28 protein-coding genes are annotated in these 21,732 nt (G+C 73.2%); 18 read left to right on the top strand and 10 right to left on the bottom strand.

The genetic code is table 11. The features are described 5' to 3' along the window. From OG715_RS06610 to OG715_RS06600, 3 genes are read left to right on the top strand one after another with little or no spacing between them, the layout of a single operon-like run. Complete coding sequence (locus OG715_RS06610; RefSeq protein ID WP_266276505.1) at positions 1–912, top strand: ABC transporter permease; 912 nt, start codon at positions 1–3, stop codon at positions 910–912. Then, a complete protein-coding gene (locus tag OG715_RS06605) occupies positions 909–2,717 on the top strand; it encodes a dipeptide ABC transporter ATP-binding protein (RefSeq protein ID WP_266276507.1) in 1,809 nt (602 codons plus the stop codon). Before OG715_RS06610 ends, OG715_RS06605 begins: the two co-directional genes overlap by 4 nt. Continuing rightward, positions 2,714–3,610 carry a metallophosphoesterase family protein gene (locus OG715_RS06600; protein WP_266276509.1) on the top strand — a complete coding sequence of 299 codons (897 nt, stop codon included), beginning with the start codon at positions 2,714–2,716 and terminating at the stop codon, positions 3,608–3,610. Before OG715_RS06605 ends, OG715_RS06600 begins: the two co-directional genes overlap by 4 nt. Positions 3,611–3,632: 22 nt before the next feature. Here the strand turns inward: OG715_RS06600 and OG715_RS06595 are convergent, their stop codons facing one another. From OG715_RS06595 to OG715_RS06575, 5 genes are all read right to left on the bottom strand, one after another. Next, a complete protein-coding gene (locus OG715_RS06595; protein ID WP_266276510.1) occupies positions 3,633–3,932 on the bottom strand; it encodes a hypothetical protein in 300 nt (99 codons plus the stop codon). Positions 3,933–4,052: 120 nt separating this feature from the next. Continuing rightward, entirely contained in the window at positions 4,053–4,469 is a 417-nt protein-coding gene (locus OG715_RS06590; protein ID WP_266276511.1) for a GNAT family N-acetyltransferase, read from the bottom strand. A 182-nt stretch (positions 4,470–4,651) separates the two neighbouring features. Continuing rightward, positions 4,652–4,846, bottom strand: coding sequence for a DUF397 domain-containing protein (locus OG715_RS06585; protein ID WP_266276512.1), 195 nt, complete (start codon positions 4,844–4,846; stop codon positions 4,652–4,654). Between the two features lie 83 nt (positions 4,847–4,929). After that, entirely contained in the window at positions 4,930–5,142 is a 213-nt protein-coding gene (locus OG715_RS06580) for a DUF397 domain-containing protein (protein ID WP_266276514.1), read from the bottom strand. Between the two features lie 10 nt (positions 5,143–5,152). Continuing rightward, entirely contained in the window at positions 5,153–5,965 is an 813-nt protein-coding gene (locus OG715_RS06575) for a helix-turn-helix domain-containing protein (RefSeq protein WP_266276516.1), read from the bottom strand. Positions 5,966–6,101: 136 nt separating this feature from the next. Between OG715_RS06575 and OG715_RS06570 the strand changes: the two genes are divergently transcribed. The 6 genes from OG715_RS06570 (at position 6,102) to OG715_RS06545 (ending at position 11,025) form a co-directional block, all read left to right on the top strand. Further along, a complete protein-coding gene (locus tag OG715_RS06570; RefSeq protein WP_266276518.1) occupies positions 6,102–6,338 on the top strand; it encodes a hypothetical protein in 237 nt (78 codons plus the stop codon). Continuing rightward, a complete protein-coding gene (locus OG715_RS06565; protein ID WP_266276521.1) occupies positions 6,335–6,538 on the top strand; it encodes a hypothetical protein in 204 nt (67 codons plus the stop codon). The genes OG715_RS06570 and OG715_RS06565 overlap by 4 nt, the downstream gene beginning before the upstream one ends. Before the next feature lie 19 nt (positions 6,539–6,557). Next, on the top strand, positions 6,558–7,046 hold the full coding sequence (locus OG715_RS06560; protein ID WP_266276522.1) for an NUDIX domain-containing protein: 489 nt from the start codon (positions 6,558–6,560) through the stop codon (positions 7,044–7,046). Between the two features lie 384 nt (positions 7,047–7,430). Further along, positions 7,431–8,165 (top strand): DUF6215 domain-containing protein, encoded by a 735-nt coding sequence (locus OG715_RS06555; RefSeq protein ID WP_327064125.1) that lies wholly within the window; start codon positions 7,431–7,433, stop codon positions 8,163–8,165. Positions 8,166–8,704: 539 nt separating this feature from the next. Next, complete coding sequence (locus OG715_RS06550; protein ID WP_266276524.1) at positions 8,705–9,313, top strand: hypothetical protein; 609 nt, start codon at positions 8,705–8,707, stop codon at positions 9,311–9,313. Positions 9,314–9,696: 383 nt separating this feature from the next. Then, positions 9,697–11,025, top strand: a complete 1,329-nt coding sequence (locus OG715_RS06545; protein ID WP_266276526.1) for a hypothetical protein — start codon at positions 9,697–9,699, stop codon at positions 11,023–11,025. A 286-nt stretch (positions 11,026–11,311) separates the two neighbouring features. On the opposite strand, the gene OG715_RS06540 is transcribed toward OG715_RS06545, so the two are convergent. Further along, entirely contained in the window at positions 11,312–11,662 is a 351-nt protein-coding gene (locus OG715_RS06540; protein ID WP_266276528.1) for a nuclear transport factor 2 family protein, read from the bottom strand. Next, entirely contained in the window at positions 11,655–12,266 is a 612-nt protein-coding gene (locus tag OG715_RS06535; RefSeq protein ID WP_266276530.1) for a TetR/AcrR family transcriptional regulator, read from the bottom strand. The genes OG715_RS06540 and OG715_RS06535 overlap by 8 nt, the downstream gene beginning before the upstream one ends. Before the next feature lie 243 nt (positions 12,267–12,509). On the opposite strand from OG715_RS06535, the gene OG715_RS06530 reads away from it, so the two are divergent. From OG715_RS06530 to OG715_RS06505, 6 genes are all read left to right on the top strand, one after another. Then, positions 12,510–13,022, top strand: a complete 513-nt coding sequence (locus OG715_RS06530; RefSeq protein WP_266277421.1) for an RNA polymerase sigma factor — start codon at positions 12,510–12,512, stop codon at positions 13,020–13,022. Then, positions 13,019–13,882, top strand: coding sequence for a zf-HC2 domain-containing protein (locus OG715_RS06525; RefSeq protein WP_266276532.1), 864 nt, complete (start codon positions 13,019–13,021; stop codon positions 13,880–13,882). The genes OG715_RS06530 and OG715_RS06525 overlap by 4 nt, the downstream gene beginning before the upstream one ends. A 34-nt stretch (positions 13,883–13,916) precedes the next feature. Continuing rightward, complete coding sequence (locus tag OG715_RS06520) at positions 13,917–14,726, top strand: ATP-binding cassette domain-containing protein (RefSeq protein ID WP_266276534.1); 810 nt, start codon at positions 13,917–13,919, stop codon at positions 14,724–14,726. A 35-nt stretch (positions 14,727–14,761) separates the two neighbouring features. After that, entirely contained in the window at positions 14,762–16,150 is a 1,389-nt protein-coding gene (locus tag OG715_RS06515) for a hypothetical protein (protein ID WP_266276536.1), read from the top strand. Then, positions 16,147–16,719 (top strand): hypothetical protein, encoded by a 573-nt coding sequence (locus OG715_RS06510; RefSeq protein ID WP_266276538.1) that lies wholly within the window; start codon positions 16,147–16,149, stop codon positions 16,717–16,719. Before OG715_RS06515 ends, OG715_RS06510 begins: the two co-directional genes overlap by 4 nt. Before the next feature lie 75 nt (positions 16,720–16,794). Then, a complete protein-coding gene (locus OG715_RS06505; protein ID WP_266276540.1) occupies positions 16,795–17,334 on the top strand; it encodes a GNAT family N-acetyltransferase in 540 nt (179 codons plus the stop codon). A 124-nt stretch (positions 17,335–17,458) separates the two neighbouring features. On the opposite strand, the gene OG715_RS06500 is transcribed toward OG715_RS06505, so the two are convergent. Beyond that, the gene (locus OG715_RS06500) at positions 17,459–18,337 is read right to left on the bottom strand and encodes an NAD-dependent epimerase/dehydratase family protein (RefSeq protein ID WP_266276542.1); all 879 of its coding nucleotides are present in this window, start codon (positions 18,335–18,337) and stop codon (positions 17,459–17,461) included. 135 nt (positions 18,338–18,472) lie between these two features. Between OG715_RS06500 and OG715_RS06495 the strand changes: the two genes are divergently transcribed. Continuing rightward, entirely contained in the window at positions 18,473–18,997 is a 525-nt protein-coding gene (locus OG715_RS06495; protein ID WP_266276544.1) for a MarR family winged helix-turn-helix transcriptional regulator, read from the top strand. A gap of 74 nt (positions 18,998–19,071) precedes the next feature. After that, a complete protein-coding gene (locus OG715_RS06490; RefSeq protein WP_266276546.1) occupies positions 19,072–19,923 on the top strand; it encodes a MerR family transcriptional regulator in 852 nt (283 codons plus the stop codon). Between the two features lie 13 nt (positions 19,924–19,936). On the opposite strand, the gene OG715_RS06485 is transcribed toward OG715_RS06490, so the two are convergent. Next, on the bottom strand, positions 19,937–20,554 hold the full coding sequence (locus OG715_RS06485) for a hypothetical protein (protein ID WP_266276548.1): 618 nt from the start codon (positions 20,552–20,554) through the stop codon (positions 19,937–19,939). Between the two features lie 79 nt (positions 20,555–20,633). Between OG715_RS06485 and OG715_RS06480 the strand changes: the two genes are divergently transcribed. Continuing rightward, positions 20,634–21,176: an MOSC domain-containing protein gene (locus tag OG715_RS06480; protein ID WP_266276551.1), complete on the top strand. Its 543-nt coding sequence runs from the start codon at positions 20,634–20,636 to the stop codon at positions 21,174–21,176. Positions 21,177–21,209: 33 nt separating this feature from the next. Here the strand turns inward: OG715_RS06480 and OG715_RS06475 are convergent, their stop codons facing one another. Then, positions 21,210–21,677 carry a hypothetical protein gene (locus OG715_RS06475; RefSeq protein WP_266276554.1) on the bottom strand — a complete coding sequence of 156 codons (468 nt, stop codon included), beginning with the start codon at positions 21,675–21,677 and terminating at the stop codon, positions 21,210–21,212. Positions 21,678–21,732 lie beyond the last annotated feature (55 nt).

Genomic DNA, 21,732 nt, shown 5'->3' with positions numbered 1-21,732 from the left:
ATGGCCCATACCACTGTTGACTCAGCCCCCGGTCCCGACGCCGCGCCCGACGCCGTGCTCCTCAAGGCGCCGGAAGCCCCGGCCCCGGTCGCGCCCGCCCGTCGGCGGCCCCCGCTCGCCCTCCTCCTCGCCCTGGCCGCGCTCGCCCTGCTGCTGCTCGCCGCGCTCGCCCCCGGCCTGCTCACCTCCGCCTCGCCCATCGAGACCCACCCGGTCGAGGCACTCACCCCGCCCGGCGCCGCGCACTGGTTCGGCACCGACCAACTGGGCCGCGACCTGTTCGCCCGCGTGCTGCACGGCGCCCGGCCGTCCCTGCTGCTCGGCCTCGGCGCCACCGTCTTCGCCATCACCGGCGGCACCCTGCTCGGCCTCGCCGCCGCGCTCGGCGGCCGCTGGGCGGACCAGGTCCTGATGCGCCTCGCCGACATCCTGCTCTCGCTGCCGCCGATCCTGCTCGCCCTGCTGGCGGTGACCGTGCTCGGCACCGGCTCGCTCAACGTGATGCTCGCCATCGCGATCGCCTTCGTGCCCGGCTACGCCCGGATCGTGCGCGCCGAGACCCTGGTCGTCCGCCGCTCGGGATACGTGGAGGCGGCGGTCGGACTCGGCCTGCCGCGCCCGCTGCTGATCGTCCGGCACGTGCTGCCGAACGCCGTCGGCCCGATGCTGGTGCTCGCCACCGTCGGCTTCGGCACCGCGCTGATCGCCGCCGCCGGGCTCAGCTTCCTCGGCCTCGGCCCGCAGCCGCCCAGCCCCGAGTGGGGCGCGATGCTCTCCCAGGGGCGGCGCTTCCTCTCCACCGCCTGGTGGGTCGGCGTCTTCCCGGGCGCCGCGATCACCGCGACGGCCCTGGTCGTCAACGTCCTCGGCCGCCGCGCCCAGGCCCGCTTCACCCGGAGGACCGACGCATGACGCACCCCGCCGCCCCCGGCACCCCGGAGTCCTCCCCGCCCCTGCTCACCGTCGAGGGCCTCGACGTGAGCTTCGGCCCGGTGCACGCCGTCCAGGACGTCTCCTTCACCCTCGACCGGGGCGAGTGCCTGGCCGTGGTCGGCGAGTCCGGCTCCGGCAAGAGCGTCACCGCCCGCACCCTGGTCGGCCTCACCGGCGCCGGCGGCCGCGTCCCCGCCGCCGTCTCCGCCCGCCGGCTCGCCTTCGACGGCCTCGACCTCGCAACCCTCACCGAGGCCCAGTGGCGGCAGGTGCGCGGACGGCGGATCGGCCTGGTCCTCCAGGACGCCCTGGTCTCGCTCGACCCGCTGCGCACCGTCGGCGCCGAGATCGCCGAACCGCTGCGCGTCCACGGCCTCGCCACCCGCGCCGAACTCCCCGCCCGGGTCCGCTCCCTGCTCGAACGGACCGGCGTCCCCGAACCGGAACGCCGCGCGGCCCAGTACGCCCACCAGCTCTCCGGCGGCCTGCGCCAGCGCGCCCTGATCGCCTCCGCCCTCGCCGCCGAACCGGACCTGCTGATCGCCGACGAGCCGACCACCGCCCTGGACGTCACCGTCCAGGCCCAGGTCCTCGACCTGCTCGACGAACTCCGCGGCCGGGGCACCGCCCTGCTGCTGATCAGCCACGACCTGTCGGTGGTCGGCCGCCTCGCCGACCGGGTGGCGGTGATGTTCGGCGGCCGGATCGTCGAGACCGGCCCCGCCGAACGCCTGCTCGCCGAACCGCGCCACCCCTACACCCGCGCCCTGCTCGCCGCCGTCCCCGGCGCCCGCACCCGGGGCACCAGGCTCGCCCCCGAACCGGCCGGACGCCCCGCCGCCGCCCCCGGCGGCTGCCCCTACGCGGCCCGCTGCGCCGCCGCCGACGACACCTGCCGCAGCACCCTCCCGCCGGTCGACGCGCTCGGCTCGCGGTGCTGGCACCCGACGGCGGTCGGTGCCTCGGTGCTCTCCGTCCGCGAGCCCGATCCGGCCCCGACTGTGGTTGACGGCGCCGACCGCACCCCCCTCCTCGACGTCGACCGGATCGGCCGCTCCTTCGCCGGCCGCCCCGTCGTCCGGGACGTCTCCTTCCGGCTCCACGCGGGCGAGACGCTCGGCCTGGTCGGCGAGTCCGGGTCCGGCAAGACCACCACCGCCCGGATCGTGCTCGGCCTGGAACGCCCCGACACCGGCACCGTCCAGCTCGACGGCCGCCCCTGGAGCGCGCTCACCGAACGGCACCGACGGGCCGACCGGCTGCGCATCCAGGCCGTCCAGCAGGACCCGCTCGGCTCCTTCGACCCGCGCTTCACCGTCGAACGCCTGGTCGCCGAGGCGGTCGCCCGCACCGGGGTCCCGCGCGGCGAGCCACGGCGTCACCGGGTCACCGAACTGCTCGACCAGGTCGGCCTGCCCGCCGCCCTGCTGGCCCGCCGCCCGACCGAACTCTCCGGCGGCCAGCGCCAACGCGTCGCCATCGCCCGCGCGCTGGCCCCGGCGCCCGCCCTGCTGGTCTGCGACGAACCGGTCTCCGCGCTCGACCTGTCCGTGCAGGCGCAGATCCTCGACCTGCTCGCCGACCTGCGCCGCGAGCTGGGCCTCGCCCTGCTGTTCATCTCGCACGACCTCGGCGTGGTCCAGCACCTCGCCGACCGGGTCGCGGTGATGAAGGACGGCCGGCTCGTCGAGACCGCCACCGTGGACCGGCTCTTCGCGGAGCCCGCCGACCCCTACACCCGTCAACTGCTCGCCGCCACCGCGCCGGTCGGGGCCGCGCGATGAGCGCGCCGAACCTGCTCGCGGTCGCCGACCTGCACGTCGGCCACGCCGGCAACCGCGCCGTCCTGGAGGCGCTGCGCCCGGCCACCGACGAGGACTGGCTGATCGTGGCCGGCGACGTCGCCGAACGCTTCGACGAGATCGCCGGGGCCCTGGAACTGCTTGCTTCCCGCTTCGCCCGGGTGATCTGGGCGCCCGGCAACCACGAACTCTGGACCCTCCCGGACGACCCGGTCCGGCTGCGCGGCGACGCCCGCTACCGCGCGCTCGTCGAACTCTGCCGGGGCCTGGGTGTGTTGACCCCCGAGGACCCGTACGCGCTGTGGCCGGGACCGGACGGCCCGGTCGCCGTCGCCCCGCTCTTCCTCCTCTACGACTACACCTTCCGCCCGCGCGGCACCACCACCAAGGACGCCGCACTCGCCGCCGCGCACGCGGCCGGGGTCGTCTGCACGGACGAACTCCTGCTCCACGCAGACCCGTTCCCGGACCGGGAGAGCTGGTGCCAGGCCCGGCTGGCCGTCACCGAACGCCGCCTGGCCGCCCTGGATCCGGCACTGCCGACCGTGCTGGTCAACCACTTCCCGCTGCGGCGGGAGCAGACCTACCTGCTGCGCCACCCCGAGTTCGCCCTCTGGTGCGGCACCGAGCACACGGCCGACTGGCACCGCCGCTTCCACGCCGTCGCTGTGGTGTACGGGCACCTGCACATCCCGCGCACGGTGCGCGCGGACGGCGTCCCGTTCCACGAGGTGTCGCTCGGCTACCCGCACGAATGGTCCCGCAGGGGCGGCGTCCCGTCCCCGCTCCGGCGCATCCTCCCGGCCCCGGCGCGACAGTCCGCTGCCGTCCCGCCCACCCTCCGCCCCTTGGTCGGCCCCGCAGCGCGGCTATAGGCCCTGGGTCGAGAAGTGATCTTCAGTCGCCAACGAAGACGAGGTAGCGGTGCGGCTTGAGTTCAAGCTGCTCGGCCAGGGCAAGCACTTCTGCTGCGGCCTCGGCCTCGGGCGCTGAAGTGCTGTCGATCAGTGCCCTCAGCTCCGGGACCAAGAGCCGCATCTGCGACTTGTTGAACCAGGTGTCGTCATAGGGATCGACGTGACCGAGCATCGGCAAGGCCAGAGTCGCGGCTCGTCGACACAGGTCACCGATCGCCGGGTGGGTGCAGGCTGCCAGGGTCTCTCCGGTGTATGTCCGCACATTCACGCTGATCGGCATGCCGCCAGCGTAGTCCCGGCCACGTCGGGCAGCGAGATCATTTCCGGAGGGCGGTAGGTAGGTCACGAGCCGCACGCGTTCAGCTACCAGGCCGGCTTGACGGAGACCCGCAGCGTCGGCCTACAGCTGATCGAATGTCCAGGTGAGTACCACCTGTCCCGTTTCCGGGACGCCGCCGGCGCGACGGTACGTCGCCAGTGCCGCCGCATTCTCCTCGTCCGTGATCGTCCACACGCCGTAGCAGCCCTGCTCACGTGCCAGGTTCGCAAGCGCCGACACCAGAGCCCGGCCGACGCCGCACTCACGGAACGACTCGTCCACGCCCAGCTCGTAAAGGAACATCTCGGTTCCCTTGTCCGGATGGGTCATCTCGACACCGGTGACCATCCCCGCCGGGACATCGTCCACATAGGCGATCAGGAGGTGATGGCGCTCGTCCGCCAGGAACCGTTCAGTGGCCTCCCGCTCTGGGGCGGTGTCGAAGAGATGTCCAGCGGCGTCGACCGCCTCGACCTGAGTGACACGACGGATCTCCATCCGAGGATCCTGGCACGTTCCGGCATCGGGGGGCGGCCATTTTGCCGCGGAGCGATCCCGACGCCGAACCCATCTCTACGGCCTTCGGAACCCCACCGCTCCGACCTCTGTCGGTTTCTCAGCAGGGCGAACGTCGCCTGATGCGGCACTAGCAACACGTTGGTCCCGGGTGGGAGGTCGAGTCAGACGGTGCCGAACTCGCCTGCTTGGACGGCGGCGACGAAGGACCGCCAGGCGTCGGCGGGGAAGAGGAGAGCGGGGCCTTGCGGGTCCTTGGAGTCGCGAACGGGCATGACATTGGTGTAGCCATCGGCGACCTCGATGCACCCGCCCCCACCATCGCTGTAAGTACTCTTGCGCCAGCTCACAGGAGTCATGCAATCCACGGTAGCAAGGGCGCATCAGCAGCTGGGCCCCGACCGGAAATCCGGTCGGGGCCCAGGAGTCGGTTCGGTTCAGGTCAGACCGTGCCGAACTCGCCCGCCTGCACACCGGCGACGAAGGAACGCCAGGCGTCGGAGGGGAACAGGAGAGCGGGGCCGGCCGGGTCCTTGGAATCACGGACCGGGACGAGGCCGGGGAAGTCGGGGGCCACCTCGACGCACGAACCCCCGTTGTTGCTGTGGGAGGACTTGAACCAGGTGGCGTTGGACAGGTCTACGGGGCCGTTCATGACGTTCCTTTCACGCCTGACGGATCATCTCCAGAGAGGCGGCTTTCGGCAGCGCTTCCACTGAGAGCTGATGGTAGTCCCTTTCCAAGGGTCGGGAGGTTTCGCTCTGTCGAACGAGGAACCCACGCATCTGGCACTCCGAATAGGCCCGCACCGAGCGGTCCGCCATGGTCAGCAGCGTGACCATCATCGTGAACGGCAGTTCCTCGGCGAGACTGTACGGCGCGATCTGGACGGTGATGTTGGGCCTCAACGCCAGCTCCTCCAAGTGGCGGAGCTGGCGTCGCATGGCCTCGACCCCGCCCACCGGTCGGCGCAGACAGCCTTCGTCGAGCACGAAGTGGAGCCAGGGTGCCTGCTTGCGCCCCAGCAGTCTCTGTCGGGCCAACAGGAACCGGATCCGCTCGTCGGCCTGCTCCTGCGTGATTTTTCCGCGTCGCACAGCGGCGGAAGTGAACGCTTCCGCATACTCCTGGGTCTGCAGCAGCCCAGGCACAATGCCGAGTTCGAAGTGTCGAACCTCGACGGCCTTGGCCTCCTGATCTGCGTATTCCGAGAATCCTTCGAGGAGTGCGGTGTTGCTGATGTTCCAGAACATCAGCTCCAGAGTGCCGCCGGTATCAAGCGCATTGTCGGACTGCACTGCGAAAGGAAGAGTGGGATTCCGAGTCCCTCTTTCGATGGAGGACACGAGGGTGTCGCTGTAGCCGATCATCTTCCCAAGGCTGACCTGGGTCAGCCTCTTCGCCTCGCGTGACCTGCGAAGTTGGACTCCGAAGGCCGCCGAGGGAGATGACGTCGGGTCAAGTTCCGTTCGCCGCATGTTCGATCGCCTATCGCGAGTGAATCCCACATAGCTGAAGTGTCCAGTGCGAAGCCTTCCGATCGTAGCCCCGATCGCTCCACCATGGATACGGGTCGTAGCGATCCAGACGCACAGCGCAACCAGTGGAGCCCCCATGCCCATCTACACCCCTGCCGTCGGCGAGATCGTGCGCGACCTCGCGCACCTCGACACCTCCGGCAAGCCCCTCGAAGCCGTGTACATGGACACCCTCGCCGGGCTGGTCTACCTCCGTCACGAGGCCGGCGGCTGCGAGTGGACCACCAAGCCCAACCGCATCCAGGCCCTCCCCACGCCCCGCTTCCTCACCGTCCAGCACCCCAGCCGGCCCCGCGTCGCCGACGTGGCGTGAACCGCTCCCTCCGGCTCGTCGTCGCCGCCGTCACCGTCCCCACCCTCAGCGCCCTCGCCGCAGCCCTCGTCTGCTGGCCCATCCACGACGGACCCCTCGGACCCCAACTCCTCATCTTCGGCCTCATCCTCGCCACCGGCATCTCCGCCGGACTCCCCGCCTGCCTCACCTGGCTCACCCCCAAGAACCCCGAGAACTGACTGACCCAGGAGCCCCACCGTGCTGCACCACCTCCCGACCCTCCTCACCACCCCGCCCCGCCGACGCCACAACCACCACGCCCTGATCCTCAACCGCGACGGCGCCCTCCTCGTCATCGGCACCACCCGCACCACCGGCCTCGTCCTGCCCGGCGGACCCGCAGAAGCCAACGAACTCCCCCACCACGCCGCCCGCCGCCACACCGACACCCAGACCGGCCTCGTCCTCCCCCTGCGCAAGATCCTCGCCACCGACCACACCCCCACCCGACTCCTCCCCGAAGCCCTCCACCTCGTCCACTGGGGCGGACGCCTCAGCCCCGCCCAGGAATCCACCGTCGCCCGCCACCGACCCCCGCACACCGTCACGGCCGTCCACTGGCTCCACCGCGCCCAACTCGCCGACAACATGCACCCCGACCACCACCGCCGCACCACCCACGCCCTCGACGCCCTCACCCGCGGCGCCCACCTCCCCCTCCTCCTCCACGGCACCCCCGCCGAATAACCCCGGGTGATCCGTCGGCAGCGGATCACCCCGATCCGCTGCCGACCGGCCCCTCGGCAAGCATCGAGTCCTCGCCCGCCCGGCCGTCCACCAGGTGCGAGACGCGTACGGGCGGCAGCGCCGCCGCAGGAACTGGACGAGGAGCAGCTGGTCCGACGGGCTGCCCGGGGGCCACGCCTCACTGTGGGAAGTCGACGGAGCCGACTTCCCACTCCGGGTTCGCGGCACCCGTGGTCGGTGTGCGGAGGCCCCGACCCCGGGCAGGGCGGTGAGGCTGTCCCTGTATGTATATGCGGGCGAACTTCCGTGGCGTGGGGTCCTATGATCTTCCCGGCATGCCGTGCTTCTGCCTCGGCGTTCGAGCCGCATCCAAAAGGAGTGCCGTTGCCGGCAGCACGCAAGTCCAGCAGGAACCCCGCCGCCAGGGTGGGTGCGATGCTGCTGGCCGCCATCGGACTCGGCGCCTGGATGATGCTCGACCGGACGGATCAGGACCAGGACCAGCCTTCGGCCGCATGTGCCGTGCCCGGGCCTTCGGATCCGCCCAAATACGCTGTGCTGTGCGCCGCCCTCAACCGTCCCGATCTGCCGGCCCTGCTCGGTACGCCGCAGAGCCGGGTGTGGGCTGCGGGTCCGGCGCTGCTCACCTTCGGCCCCGACGCCGTTGCCCAGGTGCGCCTGGGCACGAGCGTCGTTTCCCTGACGGACAGTTCCACCACCGTCAAGGACATCGCCGACATGCCGGAGTTCCGTCCCCGGCCCACCACCGTGCTGGGCCATGGCGCCCTGACCTACACCACCAGCACGGTGACCCTCGGATCCGGTGGCGGCCCACAGACCCTCTTCGTGCACGATCTCCCCGGCGCCACACCCTCCCAGGCCGACACGGACGACCGGACCAGCCCCGGTTCGGGCGCCCCGGTCCGGAACCTCGTTGTCGCGCAGGACCCCAAAGCCCCGGCCGGCCGGGCCTTCGACATCGCCATCTTCCGCACCGACGGCCAACCCGTCGACGACGCGCTCCTGCACCAGGTCGCCGCAGCCGTGATGCCCACCCTCCCGGGCTGGGTCGCCACATCCTCGGACCCGTCGGGTTCGGCCTCCGCCGCGTCGCAGTGAACACCGGTCCCCGGGCGTCCTTCGGCCGGTGACCCTCACGTCGCGGATGCGCTCGGCTGCCTGTCCGAATGCTGCGGCGGTACTTGGTGTGCAGGAGGTCGACCACCACCAGGGTGTTGTCCACCGCGCCACCGTGGTGCACCGCCGGCCGGCCTTCGACCTGTGGTCGGGAGCACCTGCCGACTGGTCGCGATCGCAAGGTGGAGGACGGCGGGTTGACTCCTCGGCTTCCTGGGATGTCTGTCGACGTCTGCGCCGTCCGGACGGTCGGCGTGCCCGCCGTTTCGCCGTCATGCATTGTCCCGGCCGCTCCGAGCGGCCGGGACAATGCATGACCAGTGGAACCGGTACGACTGAACCCCCTGGGAGGCTGTTTCTCTGCCCCCGGCCGTCCGGGTCGAGGGGCCGATGGGCGGGAATTCCGCGCAGTTTCTTGCCCTGGAGTCGCGCCGTCAGTGACCATCGGATCGGCAGCGGCAACGCGCGGCACCCAGTAGGGTACTGCTACAACTCGTGGTCGAAGTAGAGGAATTCGGTACATGGGGCGACCCCTACGGCTCGCAGGTGCGGCGGTCCTCCTGGCCGCCGCGGCACTGGTGACGGCATGTACCGGCGACGGGACGACACCCTCCGAAGCGGGCGCCCCGTGGGCCCTCGACGGGCTGGCGGCCGCGCCGGTTGCCCCGTCCGTCCAGGCCAGTGTCGACGCACCCCCGGCCAAGGGCACCGCCAAGATCCTGGGCATCGCCGAGGTGGAGGGAACCGATGTGGTTCTCGCGGTGAGGAACGACATCTGCGAGGTCGCGTTCCTGGCGGCCCCGCTCACGGGGGCGGCAGCCACCGCTCCCATTTCGGTCGGCGCGCAGCGCCCGACCGGAAGCGTGTACTCGGACAGCCATCAGGGATTCCCCGGCAACGTTCTCACCGGAAAGTACACCCAGGCGTCCGCGCAATTTCCGCCGTTGAGATTCGTGGCCGTGGGATGTTCCGAAAAGGCCATGGCGGTGAGAGTGGAAGGTGCGGGGGCCTCGGGCGAAGCCCGTAAGAAGGCGGGGGACTCACTGAGGACCTGGCGGGACGGCCAGGACCTCGTGATGACCGTCGGGAATCCTGAGGCGATCCACCGAGTACCCGCTTCCACCTCCTGACGACGCCCGGAACCGAACCGAGGGCGCCCACTGCGCGCAGTGGGCGCCCTCGAACCCTCGACTTCCCACGCCGGAGCCACGGCGCCCGTGGCCGGAGTGCGGCCCCGCCGGGCGGACGCCGCCTTCTCGCGCGGCAACCCCACTGCCCCGGTGCTCCCATGACGCGCACCCTGATGGTGCGGTGGTCCCGGGACACGGTCGGGACCGCCGCCTCATGTCACCGTCCGCACGGATTCCTACCGTGGAGGCACGCGTTGAGCGCACGGACGGTGACACCCGCCCGGCGCCGCGCAACGCCGGGTCGGCTCGGACGGCCCGGCGGCCCACGGACCGGAATCCTCCCGGCCGACGGGTGACGGAAGCGAGCCCTTGGAGGGTCGTAGATGAGTTGGAACCAATTCACGCTGGCGTCGGCCGACAGCGCCTCGCTGTCGAGCCGGGTGGCCGCGGTCTCCCGGATCGACAGCAGCATGGAGGTCTGGTGGGTCGCCCCCAACGGCTCGGTCCAGGGCGCGTACTGGTACGAGGGGTCGCCGTGGCGGCGGTACGAGCTCGCGCCCGCCGGCAGCGCGTCCGCGAACGGTGGCATCGCCGCCGTCTCGCGCGTCCCCGGCAGCATGGAGGTGTTCTTCGTCGGGGCGAACGGTTCGGTCCAGGACCGTTTCTGGTACGAGGGCAGTACCTGGCAGGGTTTCGAGCTCGCCCCCGCCGGTAGCGCCTCGACGACCGGTGGCATCGCGGCGGTCTCGCGGATCCCGGGCAGCATGGAGGTCTGGTACGTGGGCGGGAACGGCTCCGTCCAGGACCGTTTCTGGTACGAGGGCAGTACCTGGCAGGGTTTCGAGCTCGCCCCCGCCGGCAGTGCTTCGACGACCGGTGGCATCGCGGCGGTCTCGCGGATCCCGGGCAGCATGGAGGTCTGGTACGTGGGCGGGAACGGCTCCGTCCAGGACCACTTCTGGTACGAGGGCAGCACCTGGCAGCGGTTCGAGCTCTCGCCGCCCGGCAGCGCGTCCACCCACAGCGGTGTCACCGCCGTCTCGCGGATCCCGGGCAGCATGGAGCTCTGGTACGTGGGCGGGAACGGCTCGGTCCAGGACCGTTTCTGGTACGAGGGCAGCAGCTGGCAGGGCTTCGAGCTCGCCCCCGCCGGCAGCGCGTCCGTCACCACCGGGCTCGCCGCGGTCTCCCGCGTCCCCGGAAGCATGGAGATGTGGTTCACCGGTGGGGACGCGTCGATCCAGGACCACTTCTGGTACGACACGTCGAGCAAGAACTTCGACCAGGACGTCACGACCGACATCGCGATCGGCGGCTCGGTGCACGTGGTGATGCGGCAGGACGGCTTCTTCTCGTTCAGCACGCACGCGCACGACAGCGGCTTCGACAACATCGACTACACGATCTCCGCCGCCGTGCTGACGCCGGACGGACACGTGTTCACGTTCCAGCACTCCGGCCACACGGAGGGCACCGTCGCCGGACTGCCCTTCGGTACGCCGGACCGCAACGACGACTTCACGTTCGTCGGGAACAACCCCGAGATCACGGCCCGGTGGGACGGCATCCTCAACGGCACCTTCAAGGCGAGCCTGGACGCCACCGACACCCTCGCGGCCGGAGTGACCGGAGCCCTCGGCGACCTGGTCAAGGCGGTCCTCGCCGCCGCGGGGAAGGCGGCGGCGGACGCGGTCGTCAAGCTCGTCTCCTGACCGGGCCGGTCCCACGCGGGCCGGCCCGGCCCCCCGGCTCCGGCCCGGACCGGTCGGCCGGGCGGTCGAAGCCGTGGGGCAGCTGCGGGGGAAGCACGAGGGTGTCCGTCCCGGTCTGTGAACGACCGCGACGGACACCCTCGCGACCGCACTTCACGTGCGCGTCGACGACCTGCTGAGGACTTCGCCCGAACCGGCGCCGGGACCGGGCGAGGCCGGGCCGGTCGCTCCGGCGGTGTGCGGGCCTTGCTCGGCCTTACCTCCCGGGCCCCGCGAAAACGATCGGTCAGGCCGGGAGGAAGAAGCCGGTGATGTCGGCGAGGCGCCCGTCCTCGTGGTGGCGGGCGGTGCTGATGCCGGTCGATGCGGTCCCGCCCTGCCCGTCGAGCTGGGTCCAGCGGGCGAGGGAGCGGTCGTGGTGCTCCAGCACCTCGTCGATGCGGAACCGGTGGCCGGGGAAGGCTCCGGCGAAGCCGGCCATGTAGGCGGCGAGTTCGGTCAGGTCGCCGACCTCGGTCCCGGGGTCGCGGTAGGCGACCTCGTCCACCGCGACCGCGCCGAGGGCGGTGATCCGGTCGGCGGGGTCGGCCGACCAGCAGGCGGCGTAGTCGTTCCAGAGCCGCTGGGTGTCACTCATGGTCGTCCTGCTTTCGTGGGGCCCTCAGGGAGCCGATCGACGCCATCGCGCCGTCGGTGACGCTGTGCAGGGTGGTGCGGGGCAGGCCGGCCCGGACGAGCACCAGCAGGCCCTGGTAGAGCGCGAGCAGATGGGCGGCCGTGGTCCCGATGTCGAGGTCCGCCGGCGCGTCGCCGTGCTGCCGGGCGCGGGTCAGCGCGTCGGCGAAGCCGCCCTCGATCGCCGCCAGGCCGTGGTGCACCCCGGCGGCGGGCTGGGGGAGGGCGAAGGACTCGACGGCGGTGTTGGTGAGCAGGCAGCCCGGGTCGGGCTCGGTGCCGGTCTCGATCGCCGTGGTGAAGAACGAGCGGATGCCGGCCAGGGGATCCGCCGGTTCCAGCAGGTGGACCCGGACCCGGCCCCGCACCACCCGCTCGTTGTAGGCGTCCAGGGCGGCGTGGAACAGGCCGTCCTTGCTCCGGAAGGTCCGGTAGAGGCTCCCCGGGTGCAGTCCGGTGGCCTCCTCGATGTCCCGCAGCGAGGCGCCGAGGTATCCCCGACGGCGGAAGAGCTGCATGGCCGAGGCCAGCACCTCGTCCTGGTCCCAGAGCTGCCTGCGCCCCATCCCGACCTCCGTAGTTGAACGATTGCTCACAAAAATAGCACGGCCTGGAGACGATTGATCACGAGGCCGGTCGTCGCAGACCGAGCCGGATGCCCGGCCGCTGCTTCCCTGCAAAGCCTTGATGTGACCGGGATCACGCCCCGGGGAAAACCCGCAGTCCCGTGTGGCCGTCTACCAGGTGTGAGACGAGTACGGGCGGCAGCACCGCCGCAGGAACAGGACGAGGAGCAGCTGCTCCGACAGGTGGCCCGGGGGGACCGGGCCGCCTTCGAGGAGCTGTACCGCCGCACGTCGCCGTGGCTGGCGGTGCGGCTGCGGCGCCGCTGCGCCGACGAGCAGATGGTCGCCGAGGTGATGCAGGAGACCTATCTCGCGGTGTGGCGCGCGGCGGGGTCCTTCGCCGGGAGCGGGTCGGGCGGGGTCGGCGGGTCGGCCGTCGGCTGGCTGTGGACGATCGCGGCCCGCCGCCTGGTCGACGCGTTCCGGCGCCGGGCCCACCACGCCGAGCCGCCGCCGGCCGCCGCGCCGCACCCGGTGGCGCCCGCCGCCGAGGAGGAGGCGCTGCTCGCCACCGTCGGCGGCGACGTCGGGGACGCGCTGGGCCGCCTCGCGCCAGAGCTCAGGGACGTCCTGCGGGCCATGGTGCTCGACGGACTGTCCGTCCGGGAGACGGCCGTCGTCCTCGGACTGCCCGAGGGCACGGTCAAGACCCGCGCCCGCCGGGCCAGGATCGCGATGCGGGAGGCACTGGCATGACCGTCGAACACCCCTCGGCCCGGCTGCTGGCCGCCTATGTCGACGACCGCGAGCCCGACGACCGCGAGCCCGGCGGCAGCGCGCCCGGCGGCAACGCCCTCGCCGCCGACGAACTGTGGGCCGTGGAAGCCCATCTGGAGACCTGCCCGGCCTGCCGGGACCGGCTGTCGGCCGCCGTCGGCACCGCGCAGCCCGCCGTCGCGGCGCTCACCGCCGCCGTCTGGTCGGAGCTGGAACCGCAGCTTGCCGCCGTCGCCCCGGCGCCACCGCGCCGCCTCGCGGCCCGGCTGTCCACCTGGACGACGCCCGCGATGACGCCCTGGCTGGCCATGGTGCTCGTCGTCACCGCGCTCGCGCTGCTGCTCGACCGGGCGAACGCCGGGCCCGACCCGGACCGGATCTCCCTGCTGCTGGTACTCGCCCCCGTCCTGCCGGTCGGCGGCGTCGCGGCCGCCTGGTCGCGCGGCCTCGACCCGGCGTACGAGCTGACCGCCGCCACCCCGCGCGCCGGACTGCCCCTGCTGCTGCGGCGCACCGCCGCCGTGCTCGCCGTAGTGCTTCCCGCGCTGCTGCTCGGCGGGTGGGCGACGGGCCTGACGGCGGCGCAGTGGCTGCTGCCCTGCCTGGCGTTCACCTCGACCACCCTCGCGCTCGGCGCGCTGCTCGGGGTGACCAGGGCGGCCGTCGTGGTGGCGGCCGGCTGGCTCGCACTGGTGGTGGCGCCGACCCTGGCCGCCGGCCGGACCGCCGCCGTCCTGCGGGCGGACGGCCTGCCGCTGTGGGGCGCGGTCCTCGCGCTCGGCGTGGCGGTCGTGGCCGCCCGCCGGGGTGCCTGGACGGCGCCGGGCCAGGACCGCTGACCTTCCCCCCTCTACAGACAGGAGGACGCGCACCGTGCGTGCCGTCACCAGGGCCGAACTGGCCCCCACCACCTACGCCCGGGAGATCCGGGCGACCGGACTCCAGGTCAGGGCCGGCCGCAAACGGCTCGCCGTCGACGGGATCGACCTGTCCCTCGGCACCGGCGTCCACGGACTGCTCGGCCCCAACGGGGCGGGCAAGACCACCCTGATCCGGGCCCTGGCCACCGTGCTGCGCCCCGTCGGCGGCGAGCTGGAACTGCTCGGCGAGACCGTCCGCGGACCGGGCGAGTACCGCGCGCTGCGCCGCCGGATCGGCTACCTGCCGCAGGAGTTCGGCTACTACAAGCGTTTCACCGTCCGGGAGTTCGTCGAGTACATGGCCTGGCTGAAGGAAGTCCCGGCGGCGGAGATCCCGGCCGCGACCCAGCGCGCCGTGGAGCGGGTCGGCCTCGCCGACCGCGCCGACGAGCGGATGAAGGCCCTGTCGGGCGGCATGGTGCGGCGGGCGGGCATCGCCCAGGCCATCGTCAACGACCCGGCGGTCCTGCTGCTGGACGAACCGACCGTCGGCCTGGACCCGGCGCAGCGGCTGCGGCTGCGCGAACTGCTCCAGGAACTGGGCACGGAAGCCTGCGTGGTGGTCTCCACCCACCTGGTCGAGGACGTCGCGGCCGCCTGCACCGATGTGCTGCTGTTCGCCGAGGGCAAGCTGGTCTTCCAGGGCACGCCGGACGCGCTCGCCGAGGCGGGCGGTCCCGAGCACGAGGGCGACAGCCCGCTGGAGCGCGGCTACTCGGCCCTGCTGGTCGATCCGGCGCGACGGACGCGGGGTGCCTGGTGAGCGTTCCCACCGCGTCCTCGGCAGCGTCCTCGGCTGTGTCCTCGGCCCTCCGCCTCCTGCGCACCGAACTGCGCCGCTCCGTCGCCCCGTGGGCCGGTGCGGTGGTCCTGGCGGCTGCGCTCGCGTTCCTGTCCCTCGCCCCCGGGCCGTGGTCCGCGGGCGCCACCCGGTGGACGGCGCAGTGGACCTCGATGGCCCTGTGGACCCGCCACATGCTGGTCTTCCTGTGGCCGCTCGCCCTCGGGCTCGGCGCGCTCCAGGGCCTGCGCGACCACCGCTCGCGGACCGCCGAACTGCTCGCCTGCACCCCGCGGCCCGCCCGGCAGCGGGCGCTGGCCCAGGCCGGCCCGATCGCCCTCGCGCTCGTCACCGGGTACGGGCTGCTGCTCCTCGTCGGCGGGGTGCGGGTGCTCACCGGCGACACCACATTCACCCCCGCGGGCTGGCTGCCGATCTCGCTGGTCGGGGCGCTCGCGCTGGCCGCCGGGGCGGTACTGGGCCTGGGCGTCGCCCGGGTCCTGCCCTCCGTGCTCACCCCGCCCGCGCTGGCCGTCGGCGCCTTCCTGCTCACCAGCCTGCTCCGGCCGACCACGGACGCCGCGATCCCGACCCCTGCCGTGCCGAACCGGCTCTCCCTGCTCTCACCGGTCACGGCGCCCGTCCGCGACACGCTGCTCACCGTCGCCGCCCCGGTCCACCTCGGGCAGGTCCTGTGGCTGCTCGGCGTCACCGCGACCGGCCTCGCGCTGCTCGCCGCCGCCGGCCCGCGCGCCCGGCTGCTCGCCCTCGCCCCGCTGCTGGCGGGCGGCGCCCTCGCGCTGGCGGTGCTCCCGGCCGCGCCCCGGGACACCTATGTGGTCGACCGGGCGGCGGCCGCGCCGGTCTGCGAAGGACCGGTCTGCGTCACGGCGCTGCGGCAGTCCCGGCTGGACGAGCTGGCCGGCCCGGGCCGGGAGGCCCTGCGGCTGCTCCACGCCGCCCTCGGCGACAGGGCACCCGGCACCGTCCGCGAGACCGTGGAGTCGTACGCGATCGGCGAGGGGCCGGAACGCTCGGCGGACGCCGTGCTGGTCGACTTCGACGATCCGGTGTTCGCCGCCGCCACCGGTGAGCGGCTGACCAGGGCCCTGGTCGCGCAGGGCATCGCGCCGAACTGCCGCCCGCGCAGCGACGTCGAGAGCGGCACCCTGGACGACGCCGTCGTCCAGAGCGTCGCCGCGGCCTGGGTGTTCGGCGACCTCCGTCCGCTCGACGGGACGATGCACCTGGAGAGCGACCAGAGCGAGCTGGCCGGCCCGGTCTGGGAGCGGTTCCGCGTCCTGCCGGAGGCCGAGCAGCGGCGCCGGATGGCCGCTCTGCACGAGGCCTCGGTCGGGTGCGCGGACGATGTGCTCGCCACGCTGACGGGGGTGCCGACCCGATGAGGTGGCTGACGCTGTACGCGCGCTCGCGGCAGGTGCCGGCCGCGCTGGCCGCCGTGCTGGCCGGGGCCGTGGCGGTGTCCGTGCTCGGCCGGGCCGTCGGCGGGGCGGACGACCCGAGGCTGACCGTGCTGGTCCTCGCGGCCGGGGCGACGGCGCTCGCCGTCGGCCTCGCCGGGCCGGACCTCGCGCTGGACCGCACGGCCGCGCTCCGCTGGCCGCCCCGCCGGGCGGGGCACCTGCTCGGCGGGGCGGTGCTGGCGGCCGGGGTGCTGCTGGCGGCGCGGGCGGGCACCGGCCTGTCGACCGACCTCGCCCTCGTCGTCCGGGACAGCGCCGGGCTGACCGGGCTGGCCGCGCTCGGCGCGGCCTGGTGCGGGCGGTCCTGCGCGTGGCTGCCGCCGTTCGCGGCGCTCGCGCTCGCCTTCGTCCTGCCGCCCGGGCCCGGCACCCTCGCCCAGGTGCTGACCTGGCCGATGCTGCCGCCCGGCACCCCGGTCGCCACCTGGGCCGCGCTGGTGGCGGCCGTCGTCGGCACCGCCGTGTACGCGCTGGGCGGGCCGAGGCGCTGACCGGGCGCTGACCGGGCGCTGAGGGCTGGGGAAACAGGGTTGCCCTCCGGCCGAAGATCACGTTGGGTGGGCGCCATGACCGATCTGCACACCGACCGTCTCCTGATCCGCCGCTGGCGGGAGTCCGATCTCGAACCCTGGGCGGCGATGAACGCCGACCCCGAGGTCCGGCAGCACCTGGGCGAGCCGCTCAGCCGGGAGCGGAGCGACGAGTCCGTGGCGCGCTTCGAGGCCGACTTCGACCGGCGCGGCTACGGCTGGTGGGCCGTCGAGGTCCGGGAGACCGGCGAGTTCATCGGCTTCGCCGGCCTCGACGAGGTCGACGAGGAGGTGCCGTTCACCGGGGTGGAGATCGGCTGGCGCCTCGCCCGCTCCGCCTGGGGCCTGGGCTACGCCACCGAGGCCGCCCGCGCCGTCCTCGCCTTCGGCTTCGACACCCTTGAGCTCCCCGAGATCCTCGCCGTCACCACGGCGACCAACCTGCGCTCCCAGGCCGTGATGGCCCGCCTCGGCATGACCCGCGACCCCGCCGGGGACTTCGACGACCTGGACGCCCCCGAGGGCCCGCTGCGCCCCAACGTCCTCTTCCGGCTGGCCCGGCCCGCCACCGCCTGACCGGCCCGTCCCGACGTCGTCCTCCACCTGGCCCGGCCCGGCCCGCCACGTCCTGACCGGGCCGCCGGTCGGGCGACCGGCGGGCCGTGACGGCGCGTCCCCGCGGCGCCGTCGGTAGGAGCCGTCAGTACGAGCCCGACTCCAGCTCGGTCACCGTGCCCGGCCGGTCCGGCTTCCAGCCGAGCACGGTGCGGGCGGCGGCGCCGCTGACGCTCTGGTCGAGGGCGAGCGCGTCCGCGAAGAGCGGGCCGAAAACCTCGGCGGCCTGCGCGGCCGGCACCGCCTTCGGTTCGCCGGTCGCACCGGCCACCCGGCCGGCGGCCCGGGCGATCTCCCGCACCGGGACGGCCGACTCGCCCACCCCGTGCCAGACGGTCCCGGCCCCGGCCCGCTCGACCGCCGCCAGGAACAGTTCGGCCAGGTCGTCGACGTGGACGGTCGGCCAGCGCACGCCCTCCTCGCCGTAGTACTCGGGCGCCCCCTGGGTGCGGGCCCGGTCGACCAGGATCGCCGGGATGCCGCCGCCCCGGCCGTACACGATGCCGGGCCGGACGACGACCGCGCGCACGCCCTCGGCGGCCTCGTCCAGTACCCGCCGCTCGATCTGCGGGCGGTGGCCGACAATGTCGATCGGGTTCGCCGGGGCCTCCTCGCCGACCTCCTGGGCCGTCCCGGTGGCGCCGAGCACCCAGACGCCGCTGGTGTAGACGAAGGGGCGGCCGGTGCCGCGCAGCGGGGCGGCGAGCGCCTCGACGACGGCACTGTCGACCTCGGCGTCGCCGCTCGGTGGGGCGAGGTGGATCACGGCCTCGATGTCGGGCGTCACCGCGCCGGCCAGCGAGGCCGGGTCGGCGGTGTCGCCGACCAGCTGGGCGTGCCAACCCCGCTCGGGCTGCGGCTCCGCGCTGCGGGTGAGCGCCACGACCTGGTGGCCGGCGGCGGTGAGGTGCTCGGTGACGGCGGAGCCGATGTAGCCGGTGGCACCCGTGAGCAGGACCTTCATGACCATCCCCCTGTGCTGGACACGCCTTGTCGAACACGTTCTGTCGAACACGTCGAACATTTCGATGTCGAAACTATAGGGAGGCGTGATCCGCGATGTCAAACACTTCCATGTCGAAATGTTAGACTCCGGCGCATGACGGAACAGCAGCCGCAGCACGACGGCGTCGACCGCATCACCGCGCAGTGGCAGGCGGTCCGCCCCGATCTCGACGCCTCGCCGATGGCCGTGATCGGCCGCCTCTCCCGCGCCTCCCGGCTGCTGGAGCGCGGGATCAAGGAGAACCTCGCCGCGCACGGCGTCGAGCCCTGGGAGTTCGACGTCCTGGCCACGCTGCTGCGCTCCGGCCCGCCGAACGTCCTCACCGCCGGCGAACTCAGCGCCGCCGCGATGGTCAGCTCCGCGGCGCTCACCAACCGCATCGACCACCTCGTGGAGAAGGGCCTGGTGGACCGGGCCGTCGACCCCGCCCACCGCCGCCGGGTGCTGATCTCCCTCACCGACACCGGCCGGGAGCTCACCAACCGTCTCGTCGAGCACCACCTCGCCGGCGAGGAACGCCAGCTCGCCGGGCTCACCACCGCCGAGCGCGACCAGCTCACCGGCCTGCTCCGCCGCGTCCTGCTCACCCTCGGCGACCACGCCGACGGCGCCCTCTGAACGCCGGGCCGCCGTCGTCCTCGTTCTCGGAGGGGCTTGACTCTCGGGTGGCACGAGACGGCACAGTCGAGGCCGTGGACAGGAGAAACCTGCTGCCGATCGGGCAGTTCTCGCAGGCCAGCGGCCTCTCGGTGACGGCGCTCCGGCACTACGACGCCAGTGGCGTGCTGGCGCCGGCGTTCGTCGACCCGGTGAGCGGCTACCGGTACTTCCGGCGCGATCAGGTGCGTACGGCGCAGTCGATCAGGGCGCTGCGGCAACTGGACATCCCCGTCGAGGAGGTGGGCCGGCTGCTCGGCGGCGGCGAGGAGGAGCTCGCCGCCGCCCTGCGGGCACGGATGCTGGCCGCCGAACGGCGGCTGGAGGTGCAGCGCTCCGTCGTCCACGGCCTGTTGGACCGACTGACCGAAGGAGCAACGATGACCCACCGCGTCACCGTCCGCCAGGGCGCCGCCGAACGGATCCTCGTCCGCGGGGCGACCGTCGACAACTCGGGGCTCGACGCCTTCCTCCGCGCCGCCTACCAGGAGATGTACCAGGCCGCCGGACGCGGCCCGCTCACCTTCACCGGGCCCGCGTTCGTCCGCTTCCACGGGGTGTGCGACGACGAGAACGCGACGCTCGTCGAGGCCTGCCTGCCGTTCCGGCCGGACGGCGCTCAGCCGGCGGACCTGCCCGAGGGCATGACCGTGCTCGACCTGCCCGCGAACACCCTGGCCTGCCTGGAGGTCGAGGGCGAGGCCGCCACCTTCCCGCGGATCCTCGGCGGGTACGACGCCGTCGCCGACTGGATCACGGGGCACGGCTTCGCCTTCGCGGGCCCGGTCCGGCTGGTCCACCGCCGCTGGACCGGGACGCCGGGCCACCCGGACAACCGCCAGGAGATCGCCTGGCCCTTCGGCGAGCCCGTGGACGAGTCCCGTTGAACCGCGGCCCTGTTCAGTCCTGCCAGAGGAACAGCAGCGTGTCGATGTTGAGCTCCGTCCACTCGCCGAAGTAGCGGACCCGGAGGCCGGGGACCAGCGCCCCGCCGCTCACCATGTCGATCCAGTGGAAGCCGGCCTCGGTGAAGGCCGCCCGGCAGCGGTCGTCCCAGTCGTCGCCGTTCACGAACAGCCCGAGCCGCGACACGTACAACTCGCCCGGGCGGTCGGGGTCGTCGAGCTCGTTGTCGTGGACGATGACGTCGTAGTTGCCCCAGCCCCCGTCGTGGTAGAGCCCGCACGGCATCGGCGCCCACGGGTTCACCCCGAGCTCGGCCAGCACCGCCCACGCCCGGCCGAGCCGTTCGGCGGAGTCGACGGGCGGGGGCGGCTCGGTGAACAGCGCCTCCACCCGCCAGCGCGGATCGCTGCGCTCGCCGCAGACCGGCACGTACGCGTGCACGATCGCTGCCCTGACCTCCTCCGCCAGCCTGGGCACCTCCACCCGGGGGCGTCCCAACCGCTCGTACAGGGCGCGCAGTTCGTCGAGGTCGCCCAGGTCGAGCGCGGCCCGCAGCCGTGCCTCGACCGAACGCGCGACGCTGTCCTGCGGTCGGTCCGTGAAACCTGTCATCACCCCTGCCCTCCGGGCCGTCGACCCGCGGGTCTACGCTAGACGGGGATCTTGCCCCCGTACAGGAGGATGCGCACGGATGAGTGGAACGGTCACGGCGGTCAGCAGCAGCGGCGAGTACACCTTCACCAAACCGAACCGGGCGAGCATCACCCTGATCGCCGGCCTCGGCGTGGCGGGCGACGTGCATTCGGGGGTGACCGTCAAGCACCGCTCCCGCGTCGCGCAGGACCCGACGCAGCCGAACCTGCGCCAAGTCCACCTCATCCACGAGGAGTTGTTCGCCGAGGTGGCCGAGCAGGGTTTCGCGGTCGCGCCCGGCGAACTGGGCGAGAACGTCACCACGCGGGGGATCGACCTGCTCGGCCTGCCGGTCGGCACCCTGCTGCGGATCGGCCCCGAGGCTGTCGTCGAGGTCACCGGCCTGCGCAACCCGTGCCTCCAGATCGACGCGTTCCAGGACGGCCTGCTCAAGCAGGTCGTGGGCCGCGACGAGGAGGGCACCATCGTCCGCCGGGCCGGAATCATGGGCGTGGTCCGCACCGGCGGAACCATCCACCCCGGCGACACCGTCAAGGCCGAACTCCCGCCCGGCCCGCACCGCCCGCTCGACCGCGTCTGAGCATCCGTCGGTGCCCGCCCCCGCTGCCCCCGGTCACCGGTTCCGGCGCAGGTCGCGGGCGTGCAGCAGCGCCGAGCGGACCACCTCCGCGATCCGGGCCTCACTCTCCGTACTGCGGAGGTCGGCGAGCACGGCCGGCACGGACCGCCACTCGCCGTCGGTCAACGGCCTTACCGCGGGGCCGGGTTCGATGTCCGCCGGCAGGGTCGGCAGCCGGACCAGCAGGCCGGACGTGCCGATGGCGACAGCGGCGGCCACCCCCTCGAACGCGAGCACCGGCACCCCGTAGGCTCCCTCCACCGGATGCCCCGGCACCAGCGAGGCCAGCCATTCGCAGTGGTCCGGGTGCGTGCGCAACTGCCAGGCGCCCAGCGAGTGGTCCTCCGGGCCGCTCGGCGGCGTCGCCCGTTCCCGGAAGTACGCCAGCAGGTTCCGGTTCTCGGCCAGTCCGGGCAGCGCCCGCACCGGAGCCGGCCCGGGGCCGCTTCTCCTCTTCGCCATACGGCCGACCTTAATGAGTAGGCCGCTCCCGGCGCGCGGTGCCCCGGTTCGCCGG

Origin of the sequence: Kitasatospora purpeofusca (genome assembly GCF_036010405.1) — a bacterium.
Classification (GTDB): domain Bacteria; phylum Actinomycetota; class Actinomycetes; order Streptomycetales; family Streptomycetaceae; genus Kitasatospora; species Kitasatospora purpeofusca.
Note: the sequence above shows the minus strand (reverse complement) of the source record. Positions and strands in the feature narration are given on the sequence as shown.